Source organism: Pseudoalteromonas shioyasakiensis (genome assembly GCF_001550135.1).
In the GTDB taxonomy this organism is placed as follows: domain Bacteria; phylum Pseudomonadota; class Gammaproteobacteria; order Enterobacterales; family Alteromonadaceae; genus Pseudoalteromonas; species Pseudoalteromonas shioyasakiensis.
This window is the reverse complement of the sequence record NZ_LRUE01000014.1, coordinates 283,115-295,870: the sequence shown is the minus strand read 5'-3', so window position 1 is coordinate 295,870 and position 12,756 is coordinate 283,115. Positions and strand designations below refer to the sequence as shown.

Here is a 12,756-nt window from a genome sequence, read left to right as displayed (position 1 = left end):
AGCCACGCTAACAACCATTTAAATCAAAATACAACCGTAGCTCAGTTGGTTAGAGCACTACCTTGACATGGTAGGGGTCGGTGGTTCGAATCCACTCGGTTGTACCATGATTTAGGTATAACCAAAGGAAAGAGCACTACCACTCTTAATGGCCCGGTCCAAAGGTCGGTGGTTCGAATCCACTCGGTTGTACCAAAACATTTAATCTACTTCAGAATTAAATGCCTGTACGACCGTAGCTCAGTTGGTTAGAGCGCTACCTTGACATGGTAGAGGTCGGTGGTTCGAATCCACTCGGTCGTACCAATTATATCTTTATTGCTTCTTTTTAATTCCACAACTTCTATTAATAAGTACACTAATCTAAAAAGATTTACTCAGTTGGTTAGAGCACTACCGCTCTCAATGACCCACGCCAAAATCAGTGGTTCGAATCCACTCAGTCGTACCAATTTATTCAAATTCCTCATAATTTTATTATCCTAAAATCAATATTAAACAGTTGAAACTCAGTTGGTTAGAGCACTACCGCTCTCTATGACCCACGCCAAAATCAGTGGTTCGAATCCACTCGGTCGTACCAATTTATTCAAATTCCTCATAATTTTATTATCCTAATCAATATTATACAATTGAACCTCAGTTGGTTAGAGCACTACCGCTCTCTATGACCCACGCCAAAATCAGTGGTTCGAATCCACTCGGTCTACCCTAGCGCCTAGTACCTAGCTCCTAGCCCCTTGAAACTTGTAACTTTAAACTAGCCCCTCGAAACTTAAATTCGGAAACTAACCCACCTGCTCCCCTAGCGAAAATATCCTCTCTACTAACTGCCACTTACCTTGCTGATTAGTACTATCTACGTTCTGAAACTGCTCCATTAGGCTTTCCCATGCTTGCACCTGTGGGTTCATCGCATCTTGTTTTGCTTTTTCTGTAAAGCTAAATGAATCATCGGTTTGCAGTATCATGATAAGGGTTGTGCCAACACGATGAATCGCCATGTCGGTAATTCCTGAATCGCGAATAGCACTTATGACTTCAGGCCAAACTTGCTTAGGGCTATGGTACTGCTCGTAAGTAGCTATAAGCTCTGGGTCGTTTTTTAGCTCTAATGTAAGGCAGTACTGCATCTGGCTCTCCTTTTATTGTTTATGAATAAATACAACGCGATACGCAAAAATCGTAATTGCAACAAAACACAGCATAGGTAATATAAATGACGTTTGTTCAGCACTTAAAAAAGCAATGGGGTTCGCATCAATAATCATCCCCTGTAATGGGGGCATTAATGCCCCGCCAACGATTGCCATTACCAGCCCCGCGGATGCAATACTTGCATCCGCTTTTAAGCCATTTAGCGCAATGCCATAAATAGTTGGAAACATTAAAGACATACAGGCAGAGGTGGCGACCAAAGAATACAGCCCTACTTCACCGCCGATAAAAACCACCAAACACATCAAGCTCGCAGCGGCTATTGCAAACCACATTAATAACAGCCCCGCTTTAAACCAATTTAGTAGGTAGGTGCATAAAAATCGGCTCGCAAGAAAAAAGCACATAGCAATAATATTAAAATGCTGTGCCTCAGCTGCACTTAGCCCTACCTCAGCCATGCCATAGTGAATAATGAAGGTCCAACACATAATTTGAGCACCTACATAAAACACCTGTGCTACTACCCCTTCACGATAGGGTTTGTTGTTTATAAGCCTTATAAATAAAGGCTTTAATGCTTGATTGCGTTTATCTGATGCCATGAGCTGTGTATTAGGCAACCGATAAAACAAATAAACAAACAATAAACAGATCACAACCAATGCAATTGCCACATACGGGGTGCGAATAGTCGCTAAATCAGCGCTTTGCATGAGTTGGTGATGTACAGGATTGGTTACTGCAAACTGCTGTAGTGCATCGGTTAATTTACCATTGACAATCGAAGGTAGCATTTGCGCATACTCGGGATGTGCTGCTTTTTCTTCTGCTCGAAACTTTGCAACATGAAGATTATTTAAAATCAGGTTTGAGGCCACAAACATGCCAAGTAAAGAGCCTACTGGGTTAAATGCTTGCGCTAAATTAAGTCGTTTGGTTGCAGTTTGTGGGCTGCCCATTGATAAAATATATGGGTTTGCCGTTGTCTCTAACAGCGCTAAACCACAGGTCAAGATACATAATGCCGCAAGAAAATAGTTAAACTCGCCATACACACTTGCTGGAATAAACAATAAAGCCCCAACAGCATAAAGACCAAGCCCTAAAACGATGCCGTATTTATAACTAAAGCGCCGAATAAACAAAGCGGCAGGAATTGCCATTACGCCATAGCCTAAGTAAAACGCAAATTGCACCAAGCACTTTGTGTGTTTGAGATCAAGAAAATATCTTTAAACGCCTTAACTAAGGGGTTAGTTATATCATTGGCAAAACCCCAAAGCGGAAAAAGTGCCGCCACCAAAATAAATGGTATCAGCATGTCCTTTGATACGACTCGGTCATCGTTACGCTTAGTGTTTATTCTTTTGTGTGTGTTCATAAACAAGCCTGTTTTTTTAATACAAGGCTCACTGATTACTCGCTATGCCATGTAAAATCGATTCAAACAATGTCAAACCAGTTTATAGAGTCGCACATATTTCATGTAGAAAATCACCATCAGCCAGAGTGATTTTTGTACAAATGATTAAACATAAAACATCGCTACAGCCAAAATTTCATATACAAAAACCTGTTTAAAATACGTGCTAAACGCGTTGACTCACTTCAAGCCCAAACATATTTTACAAAGAAATTCATTTTTCAAATCGTTGCAGATTAACAACGTGAGATGGCTATGGCTGAGAATAAATTTGTACAGTTACACCCACACGATAATGTCATTGTTTGCTGCCAATCGGCGCAAAAAGGCGAACAAATTAACATTGCAAATCAGGTAATAACACTCGATTCAAGTGTCACTATCGGACACAAAATTGCCTGCCAAGATATTGCCGCTGGTGAGCAGATTTTAAAGTATGGCGCTTCAATTGGTTCTTCGACTGAAGCTATAAAAACAGGCCAACATGTTCATCTACACAATATGAAAAGTGACTACATTGCTAGCCACACTCGCCATACAGTAACGGGAGAATAATATGCGCGGCTATTTAAGAAACGATGGCTCAAAAGGCATTCGAAATACCCTAGTTGTGGTTTACTTGGTTGAGTGTGCGCACCATGTTGCACGTTCTATCGTTAATAAGATGGATCACCCTGATGTGCAACTAATCGGTTTCCCGGGCTGCTATCCAAACAACTATGCGCTTGCAATGATGAAAAGCATTTGCACTCACCCTAATGTGGGCGGTGTTTTATTAGTGTCACTAGGCTGTGAAGGTTTTAACCGTGAGTATTTGAGCGATGCTATTACTGAGTCTGGTCGTCCAGTAAATACCCTAGTGATCCAACAAAATGGCGGCACAAAAAACACTATTGCCAAAGGCATTATGCAAAGCCAAATCATGCTTGAGCAGCTTGCTCAATGCCCAATTGAGTACATGCATCTCGATGAGCTTGTCATTGGCACTATTTGTGGTGGCTCTGATGGCACCAGTGGCATAAGCGCAAATCCGGCAGTTGGAAAATGTTTTGACCGATTAATTAGCGCGGATGCTACCTGCATTTTTGAAGAAACCGGTGAACTTGTCGGTTGTGAGCAAATCATGGCTCATCGAGCCGAAAGCCCAGAACTCGCCAAGCAACTTATTGATTGTGTTGTAAAAGCAGAAAATTACTACACCAAAATGGGCTATGGCAGTTTTGCCCCAGGCAATGCGGAAGGCGGTTTAACAACTCAAGAAGAAAAATCAATGGGCGCCTATGCCAAGTCTGGCGCATCGCAAATAAACGGCATTATCAAACCAGGAGAAAAGCCAAATAAAAAAGGCTTGTTCTTAATGGATGTGGTGCCCGATGGCGAACCTATGTTTGGTTTTCCAAATATTTCAGACAACCAAGAGATTGTCGAAATGATAGCCTCAGGAGCTCATATCACCTTATTTACCACAGGCCGCGGCTCTGTTGTTGGTTCTGCCATTTCACCGGTTATTAAAATCTGCGCTAACCCAGAAACCTATGCAAATCTCAGTGATGATATGGATATAAATGCCGGCGCTGTTATTGAAGGCAGTAAAACCGTTAAGCAAGTGGGAGATGAAATTTTTGAGTTGATTGTTCGAGTTGGCAATGGTGAACAAACCAAATCTGAGCAAATGGGACATCAAGAGTTTTTATTAACGTATAAAACCTTCGATAGCATTGGGCCTGCGTGCTTGAAATAAAGCTGAGGAATTCATCATGAGCAATTACTTTAACCACCTTTACCCAGATATTGCTGACCTTAAGAAAAAAGCCAAGAAACGTATTCCTCGCTTTGCCTTCGATTACCTTGAAGGCGGTTGTATGCAAGAGCATGGTGTAAAGCGAAATAGAGATGACATCAATAGTGTGCAATTACGCAGTGAACTATTAAAGCCATTTGCAGGTAGCAGTCAAACTGTCGAATTATTTGGCCATACATACGCTGCCCCATTTGGTATTGCGCCTGTTGGTTTACAAGGGTTAATGTGGCCAAAAGCCCCTGAGATTCTTGCTAAAGCCGCCGCTGAAAAAAACATTCCTTATGTACTAAGCACGGTTTCATCATCTAGCCTAGAACGAATCGCAGAAGTATCAGAAGGCCATACGTGGTTTCAGCTTTATAACCCGACCGATGAAAAGATTAGGCTCGATTTACTCAATCGCATCAAAGCAGCCCACTACCCTGTGCTAGTTGTCACCGTTGATGTGCCTACCTTTGGCTACAGGCCACGAGATATTCGAAATGGCCTTGCTATGCCACCGAAGATGACACTGTCTAATATTTTGCAGATGCTAGCAAGACCCCGTTGGCTTTATGAAACAGCGCTTGCTGGTAAACCAGAAATGGAAACGCTCAAGCCGTATATGCCAAAAAATATGCCTACCGATGAACTCGCAGCCTTTATGAATAAAACCGTCATGGGCCGCGTAGATCTGGAAGGTTTAAAACCGATTCGCGATTTATGGCAAGGGCCTTTGATCATTAAAGGGTTGATTAATGAGTCTGATGTACAAGCGGCCATTGCGCTCGGCGCAGATGGGGTTGTTATGTCAAATCATGGCGCGCGTCAGCTAGATGCCGGTGAATCTCCCGTCAAACCACTGCAAACTGTCGCTGCCAAGTATTCAAACGACATCAAAATTTTTATGGATAGTGGGCTTCGTAGCGGAACAAATATTGTGAGTGCACTTGCAAGCGGCGCTGACTTTACATTTTTAGGTAGGCCCTTTGTGTATGGCGTGGGTGCCCTTGGCGATAGAGGCGGCATTCACACCATCAATGCCTTGATGATGCAAATTACTCAGATCATGAATCAGCTAGGCTGTGCCACTGTATCTGAACTGCCCGATTTTTTGGTGAAGTAACACAAACTGCTTAAGAGGTAGGTTATGAAAAACACATTTAAAACGCGTCCGCTTGGAAAAACCGGCATTGAGGTTTCAACCCTCGGTTTTGGCGCGGCCTCTATGGGTAACCTATATCAAGCAGTGAGCGATGAAGAAGCTAAAAACACCTTAACTGCAGCAATTGAAGTAGGCATTTCATTATTCGATACCGCCCCTCGCTATGGTGCTGGGTTAAGTGAACGTCGTGTTGGTGATGCCCTGCGCGGCCTTGGTAAAAAAGACTATATTCTATCAACTAAGGTTGGAAGATTGATCAAACCCGATCCCCATGCTGATGTAACGCAGCTCCGTCATAGTTTTGCTACCCCCATGCCTTTTGATGCTCAATATGACTATAGCTACGATGGCATTATGCGCTCTTTTGAAGATAGCCAGCAACGCTTGGGCTTGGCTGAAATTGATATTTTACTCGTCCATGACTTAGGGGTTGATACACATGGCGAGCGAGATGCCTTTTATTTTATGCAATTTGAGCAAGGCGGCTACCGCGCGTTAGAAGAGCTCAAAGCAAGTGGGCAAATTAAAGCTATCGGTTTAGGGGTTAACGAAGTTGAAATATGCCAACGTGCAATGGCAATTGGTCTGTTCGATTGCTTTTTATTAGCTGGTCGTTATTCACTATTAGAGCAGCAACCTCTCGATGATTTTTTACCTGAATGTATAGAGCATGGTGCGTCTATTATCTTAGGTGGGCCCTATAACTCGGGAATATTAGCAACGGGCGTTCGTCATTTTCAAAACCCATACTACAACTATCAACCAGCGCCACAAGAAATCATCGACAAAGTCGCCAAAATTGAAGCTGTTTGTGTTGATCATAATGTCACATTAGCAGCTGCAGCTTTACAGTTTCCACTCGCGCATCCCGCCGTTGCCTCGGTTATACCTGGGCTTGGTAACGAAAAACGAGTGCACAAAACCGTCGAATTATTTAATCAGGTGATCCCGAACCAGTTTTGGCAAGATTTAAAAACAGCGGGTCTCATTGCACAGCATGCACCGACTCCAGAAAGCGGAGACGCATCATGAACACAATCAGCACACTCAACCCGATTAAGAAAATAGATAGCCATCAACATTTTTGGCAATTGAGCCGTGGCGACTATCGCTGGTTAAGTGAAGATTTAACTGTGCTTTATCAAGATTATTTACCAGAAAGGCTCACTACGACCCTTGCTATTAATGACATTGCTAACACTATTGTGGTGCAAGCAGCCGATTCACATGATGAAACGCGCTTCCTACTAAAACTTGCTAGGTCCCATAGTTTTATTGCTGGTGTAGTTGGTTGGGTCGACTTTAATGATGCTAACGTTCTCAAACAGTTAACCTTATTTGCTTCAGATCCTTACTTCAAAGGTGTACGCCCTATGCTGCAAGATATTGAGCAAATTGATTGGATCTTAAACCCTAAATTTACACCAATTTTCCAATTTTTAGCGGCGCATAAGCTCTGTTTTGATGCCCTAGTGCATGAGTGCCATTTGCCGCATATCATCACTATTGCAAAGCAGCATCCTCATCTAAACATCGTTATTAATCATCTGGCTAAACCAGATTTAACAAAGCCAAAATCTGAACATTGGGAAGACATGCTCTATCAACTTGCATGCTTAAAAAATGTTGCAATTAAGTTTTCTGGGCTTATGTCACAAGCTAAAGCAGGTTGTGTCGATATCGATACATATCGCCCCTACTTCGAACTCATTTATCAGTTATTTGGAGCCAACCGTATTTTATGGGGCAGCGACTGGCCAGTGGTTAACATGAATGGCTGTTATACCGACTGGCATTACATCAGCGATGAGCTGATAAGTGTTCTACCAGTCTCTGAGCAGCGAAAGATTTGGTCCGATAATGCCAAGAGACTTTACCAATTATTTTAATTCCCCCAGTTAAGGACTTTTTATGAGCCAGCAAAACACAAAAAAAATTGCCCTAGTAACCGGTGGTGGAAGTGGCATCGGGCGCAGCATCTGTTTGCGTTTGGCAAAACGTGACATGCATATCATCGTTGTTGATTTAAACCTTGACGCTGCAAACTTAGTGAAAGATGAAATTCTTCGCGACAGTGGCAGTGCCGATGCGTACGCCGTCGATGTTGCAAACCATCAACAAGTTCACGAGTTATTTAATACGATTACCAAGCACTACCCCATTGATATTTTGGTTAACAACGCCGGTATTGCCCATATCGGCAATATCGAAAACACCACAGAAGCTGATTTGGACAGACTCTATAACATTAATGTTAAGGGCGTTTATAACTGTATTCATGCAGCTATCGAGAGCATGAAATCTCGAAAAAGCGGCGTCATTATTAACCTTGCTTCGGTTGCATCTTCGGTTGGTATTGCTCAGAGGTTTGCATATTCAATGACGAAAGGCGCGGTATTAACCATGACCTATTCCGTTGCAAAAGACTATATAAATGATGGCATCCGCTGTAACTGTATTGCGCCTGGTCGAGTGCACACCCCATTTGTTGATAATTTTTTAGCCCAAAGTTACCCAGATAATCAAGCTGAGATGTTTGAAAAGCTCTCCAAAAGTCAACCTATAGGCCGCATGGGTAAACCAGAAGAAATTGCCGGACTGGTCGAATATCTCTGCTCAGATGATGCAGCCTTTATTACCGGCAGTAATTTTCCCATTGATGGCGGCTTCGTCACCTTGAATAACTAATAGAAGTAAAGAGAATCATCATGAAACTACTAAGATACGGCCCTTTTGGCCAAGAGAAACCCGGCATTATTGATAGCGATGGTAAGCTACGTTGTTTAAGTAACGTGCTCAAAGACATCAATGGCCAAGCTTTATCACCAGTAACACTCAATTTTATTAGTCAAATTGACTTAAACACCTTGCCGCTTATTGAAGAGCCTGTGCGTATCGGTTCATGTATTGCTGATGTAGGTAAGTTTATTTGCATTGGCTTAAACTATGCTGATCACGCCGCAGAATCTGGAATGGCGATCCCCAATGAGCCTGAAGTATTTAGCAAGGCCACCAGCGCGATTAGCGGCCCTAACGACGATATCATCAAGCCCAAAAATAGCGAAAAGCTAGACTGGGAAGTTGAACTTGCCATTGTCATTGGTAAACACGCCTCGTATGTCGATGTAGAAAACGCTTATGATTACATTGCCGGTTATTGTGTATGTAACGATGTGTCTGAACGAAACTTCCAGCTAGAACGCGGTTCACAATGGGATAAAGGCAAAGGCTGTGACACATTTGGACCACTTGGCCCATGGTTAGTCACCAAAGATGAAATTCCGGATCCACTTAATTTAGATATGTGGTTAAAGGTGAACGATACCCAATACCAAAACGGCAACACAAAAACTATGGTGTTTGATCCAGCGTTTATAGTTAGTTATCTCAGCCAATTTATGAGCCTACAACCGGGTGATGTTATCTCTACCGGAACGCCACCGGGAGTAGGTTTAGGGCAAACGCCACCGGTTTACTTAAAAGACGGCGACACAGTTACCCTTGGCATTGAAGGCCTTGGCGTACAACAGCAAGTCGTCGTTGATTATAAAAAATTACACTAATTAATAAATCCCAAATTGCATTTGATCTAGACCCAAAATCCGATAGAGCAACAGCCTATCGGATTTTTATTCAAACACTAATTGGCGAGTTTCAAACCAATAATGCCAAGAGCAATCAGCAGTAAGCTGGCAATTTTTAATAGACTTACGCCTTCAGATAATAACGTCATGCCAATAATTGCAGAGCCAATTACGCCGATACCTACCCAAACTGCATAAGCCAAACTGAGTGGTAATGATTTAAGCGCCACGCTTAAGCAATAGAAGCTCGCAGCCATGGTTAAGATGGTAAAGAATGAAATGAGTGGTTTAGTAAAACCGTTTGATTGTTTTAGGCCATAAGCCCAAGCGACTTCAAGTAAGCCAGCAGCAATAAGTAGGATCCAATTCATGGTCGACCTCTTTATGGGGTCGTCCCCGAATTTAAATAACAACTTTAAGGTCGTCCTCAAAGCGGTGTAGTACATCACCACACCCAACGAAATCTAGCACGCCCAAATTAGTAAGGCAACTAAAGCCAAAAAAAAGCGAGCAACCTGCTCGCTTTTCTCTACTTGTTTTTTTTTATCGCCTATTAACTCACAGTTAGCGACCAATAATCAGTGCGCCACCTTGAGCTAATAAGTTTAAGGTTAACTTGCCACTGTTACTTACTGTGACTTGCTTAGTACCAGCACTGCCATCTTTTTTGTCAAACATCAGGGTGACTTTATTGCCCGCTAACATAGGTAAATCGATATCGAATGTTTTGGCTTTATTTTCACCATTCACGGCTGCTACCCACCATGTTTGCTGATGACGCCTTGCGATCGTTACATCTTGACCCGGCTGACCTGCAATATAGCGTGTTTCATCCCATACCGTTGGCATCATCTTTAAAGTATCAATAACAAATTGAGGCTGTTCTTCAAGGTTATTTGGCGTCAGGCCAAAATGCTGTACTGGTGATTGATAAAGCACACCTGTTGCCAGTTCAAATGTATCTGTGGTTTTGCGAATAGTGCCGACGGTTTGATCTTGAGATAAGCGTTTGTTTAAAAACACTGGGGCAAAATCCATAGCGCCAATAGCATTACGAGTGAACGGTAAAATAGTCGCGTTATAGGCATGTAAATCTAACGAATTTTGATGAAAAACAAGGTTTTCCGATGCTAGAACCGCTTCAGATGTGACGAAGTTAGGATACATTCTTTCCCAGCCACGCGGGATAGTGCTGCCATGAAAGGTGATCACTAAACCATACTGATTTGCATCAGTGAGAATATCTTCATAGAGTTTAATGGTCTCTTGTTTGTCACCACCAAAAAAATCTACTTTAAGCCCTTTAACACCAATGCTTTGCAACCACGCCATTTCATTTCGACGTGCAGGTGCACTGTTCATTCTATTTTGTGGGGTTTGAGGTGCGTCATTCCACCAGCCATTTGAGTTGTACCACAAAATAACATCAACGCCCTTACCATTAGCGTACTTAACCAATTCAGCCATTCTCTCGCGGCCAATGTTTTTATCCCACCAATTGTCGATTAATACATATTCAAAATTTAATGATGAAGCTAAGTCAATAAATTAGATTTGATCATCGTAGTTGATACTTGGGTCTTGCCAAACAATCCAGCTCCATGTTGAACGACCCATTTTATAATCTTGGCTTGCTTGATAAAGGGGTTTAACTAAATCAAACGCCACGGTTGATTCAACGATTGGTTTTAAACTTGCTCCTAACGTGATGGTGCGCCAAGGTGTGGTTGCAGGCATTGCCATAGCCGCATAAGTTGCACCAATGCCATTGTTTTCTCCAGCCTGAGGAAATGAAATACGGTAAATACCGTCTTTTGTGCCTTCGCTTAGTTTAGAGCCAAGATAATGACTATCAACACCGGTTTCAGAAATTAATAACCAACCTTTATCGCTATTTTTAAATAATGCAGGAAAGGTATAGCCCACGCCGTTCGCTGACGGTGTTCCAAGGGCTTCGTTAAAGGTGTAAGGCTCTTCGTAACTTGGTTTTGTTTGCATCCAGCCCGTTTCAGGTAAGGCTTGTGGGCTTATAAATGTAGTTGCATTATCTGGTAGGTTAAAAGCACTGTATTCAGCTAACACCTTAATACGGGTATCTGTTTCAGCACCCGATATCTGATAACGAAATGCAACATCACTATCAGACACGTTAAATTCGACGCCAAGCATTCTGCCCTCTTGGTTTTCAAATTGCGCTTTGAGTGAATTTGCCGTGTAGTTTACTTCACTCACCTTCGCATTATGCAGCTTATAGCTTTCATTGACTGAAGCAGTTGTATGGCTTTTATATTTTAGGCTTTGTGAAAAATCACCCAGGTTGGTATTTAAACCAAGCTGTGATTGCTGCAAAAACTCTTGGTTGCCATAATTTACGCTATAAACAAGCTGATTTTGTTGTTTTTCGAGTTTTACAGTTATTTGTCCATCTGGGCTTGTAACGCTAAGCGGTAATTGTGCGTGAGCAAGCATAGAGCTTGTTAGAAGTGATATATAGATACTTGGTTTTATCATTGTTGTTATCCTTAAGCTGCAAAAGCATTAAGTGATATCATAATACAAATGTAAACTTTTTGTCACTCAAGCCAATTAAAATAAGCTGTGATCGAAAAATGTACTCCATCCGTTAGATATTGTTACAGTTACTAGGTTGTATATTTACGGCAAAAGGCTAAGCTTTAGATAAATAACAAAAACTTAAACAATTTATGAAACTACTAACCGTATTTTTTTTATTCGCCTCATATCAAGCTCTTGCGGGCCTTACGCCTGTTAGCTTTGAAAAAAATGGCGAAATCATCACTGAAGAAGCGGTGCGTTTCAACGGCGGATATGGTTATAACTTAGATGCCAAACATGTTTTAAAGCTCGTTACTTTAGATTGGCCTCCTTATATAGACGAAAACTTATGCAACAAAGGCTGGCTTTACCAATTTGCTGTAAGCTCCTTACTTGAAAAAGGCTATGGCGTGCACATTAGCTTTTATCCTTGGGCACGCGCCGTAAGAGAAGCTGAATTAGGTCGCGCTGATATTCTCTTTCCTGAATATTTCATTGAAGATGATGTTATTTCAGATAATTTCCTCGATAAAACCCGCAACGATTTACTCGCCTTGAGTCATGCTATTCCAGGTGGGGATTTATCATTCGTGGCATTAAAAGGAACTCAAATTCCATTTAATGGGGATTTAAACTCTGTAAAAGACTTGCCTATTGGTGTAGTTCGCTCATATAAAAACACCAAAGAACTCGATGCCATGATTGATAATAAAGAAATCGATACAATCGTCGCTAATAATGAGTACCAACTAATTCACCTGTTACTTAGCAACCGCGTAAGCCTAATTGTGGCAGATCTTGAAGTGTTAAAAGCAAGCGTTTACAAGTCTGAATTATCAATTAGCGGCAAACGACAAATACTAGAATCACTGGTCGCATTAGAGCCCAAGCTTGAATACAAACCGCTATATTTTTCTGTCAGCAAATCAACGCCGCACTGGCAAAAAGTTTTAGAAGACTTAAATGATGAAATAGAACTCATGCAACAGAGCGGCAAGTTTGACGAGTTTATTGAAGGTATGAAGCAACAGTGCTACGGATTAGACAAAGCGGCGTAACCGCCGCTTTATTTAAATTATATCTGTGC

At 41.9% G+C, this 12,756-nt stretch carries 12 protein-coding genes, 2 tRNA genes and 1 pseudogene; 10 read left to right on the top strand and 5 right to left on the bottom strand.

All coding sequences use genetic code 11. The features are described from left to right. Window positions 1–30: 30 nt before the first annotated feature. Both PASHI_RS08615 and PASHI_RS08610 read left to right on the top strand, forming a co-directional pair. Window positions 31–107, top strand: a tRNA-Val gene (locus PASHI_RS08615). A gap of 122 nt (window positions 108–229) precedes the next feature. Next, window positions 230–306 (top strand) — tRNA-Val (locus tag PASHI_RS08610). Between the two features lie 482 nt (window positions 307–788). Here the strand turns inward: PASHI_RS08610 and PASHI_RS08605 are convergent. Both PASHI_RS08605 and fucP read right to left on the bottom strand, forming a co-directional pair. After that, window positions 789–1,133: an L-rhamnose mutarotase gene (locus PASHI_RS08605; RefSeq protein WP_062565278.1), complete on the bottom strand. Its 345-nt coding sequence runs from the start codon at window positions 1,131–1,133 to the stop codon at window positions 789–791. A gap of 12 nt (window positions 1,134–1,145) precedes the next feature. Next, window positions 1,146–2,542: pseudogene (gene fucP / locus PASHI_RS08600) on the bottom strand (L-fucose:H+ symporter permease). A gap of 297 nt (window positions 2,543–2,839) precedes the next feature. Between fucP and PASHI_RS08595 the strand changes: the two are divergent. The 7 genes from PASHI_RS08595 to PASHI_RS08565 are packed head-to-tail and all read left to right on the top strand — an operon-like array spanning window position 2,840 to window position 9,092. After that, a complete protein-coding gene (locus tag PASHI_RS08595) occupies window positions 2,840–3,139 on the top strand; it encodes a UxaA family hydrolase (RefSeq protein WP_062565375.1) in 300 nt (99 codons plus the stop codon). Window position 3,140: 1 nt separating this feature from the next. Continuing rightward, window positions 3,141–4,325 (top strand): UxaA family hydrolase, encoded by a 1,185-nt coding sequence (locus PASHI_RS08590; protein ID WP_062565277.1) that lies wholly within the window; start codon window positions 3,141–3,143, stop codon window positions 4,323–4,325. 16 nt (window positions 4,326–4,341) lie between these two features. Further along, window positions 4,342–5,490 carry an alpha-hydroxy acid oxidase gene (locus PASHI_RS08585; protein ID WP_062565276.1) on the top strand — a complete coding sequence of 383 codons (1,149 nt, stop codon included), beginning with the start codon at window positions 4,342–4,344 and terminating at the stop codon, window positions 5,488–5,490. 24 nt (window positions 5,491–5,514) lie between these two features. Continuing rightward, window positions 5,515–6,561 carry an aldo/keto reductase gene (locus PASHI_RS08580; protein ID WP_062565275.1) on the top strand — a complete coding sequence of 349 codons (1,047 nt, stop codon included), beginning with the start codon at window positions 5,515–5,517 and terminating at the stop codon, window positions 6,559–6,561. Further along, window positions 6,558–7,418, top strand: a complete 861-nt coding sequence (locus PASHI_RS08575; protein WP_062565274.1) for an amidohydrolase family protein — start codon at window positions 6,558–6,560, stop codon at window positions 7,416–7,418. The genes PASHI_RS08580 and PASHI_RS08575 overlap by 4 nt, the downstream gene beginning before the upstream one ends. Window positions 7,419–7,440: 22 nt before the next feature. Further along, window positions 7,441–8,217, top strand: coding sequence for an SDR family NAD(P)-dependent oxidoreductase (locus tag PASHI_RS08570; protein WP_062565273.1), 777 nt, complete (start codon window positions 7,441–7,443; stop codon window positions 8,215–8,217). Between the two features lie 20 nt (window positions 8,218–8,237). Then, entirely contained in the window at window positions 8,238–9,092 is an 855-nt protein-coding gene (locus tag PASHI_RS08565; protein ID WP_062565272.1) for a fumarylacetoacetate hydrolase family protein, read from the top strand. 77 nt (window positions 9,093–9,169) lie between these two features. Here PASHI_RS08565 and PASHI_RS08560 read toward each other — a convergent pair whose 3' ends face one another. From PASHI_RS08560 to PASHI_RS22140, 3 genes are all read right to left on the bottom strand, one after another. Beyond that, complete coding sequence (locus PASHI_RS08560; protein WP_062565271.1) at window positions 9,170–9,484, bottom strand: DMT family transporter; 315 nt, start codon at window positions 9,482–9,484, stop codon at window positions 9,170–9,172. 193 nt (window positions 9,485–9,677) lie between these two features. Next, window positions 9,678–10,658, bottom strand: coding sequence for a glycoside hydrolase family 97 catalytic domain-containing protein (locus PASHI_RS22145; RefSeq protein ID WP_208855490.1), 981 nt, complete (start codon window positions 10,656–10,658; stop codon window positions 9,678–9,680). A 3-nt stretch (window positions 10,659–10,661) separates the two neighbouring features. Beyond that, complete coding sequence (locus tag PASHI_RS22140) at window positions 10,662–11,624, bottom strand: glycoside hydrolase family 97 N-terminal domain-containing protein (RefSeq protein ID WP_208855488.1); 963 nt, start codon at window positions 11,622–11,624, stop codon at window positions 10,662–10,664. Window positions 11,625–11,818: 194 nt separating this feature from the next. Here PASHI_RS22140 and PASHI_RS08550 point away from each other — a divergent pair, with 194 nt between their 5' ends. Continuing rightward, window positions 11,819–12,727 carry a substrate-binding periplasmic protein gene (locus tag PASHI_RS08550; protein ID WP_062565270.1) on the top strand — a complete coding sequence of 303 codons (909 nt, stop codon included), beginning with the start codon at window positions 11,819–11,821 and terminating at the stop codon, window positions 12,725–12,727. Window positions 12,728–12,756: the final 29 nt, after the last annotated feature.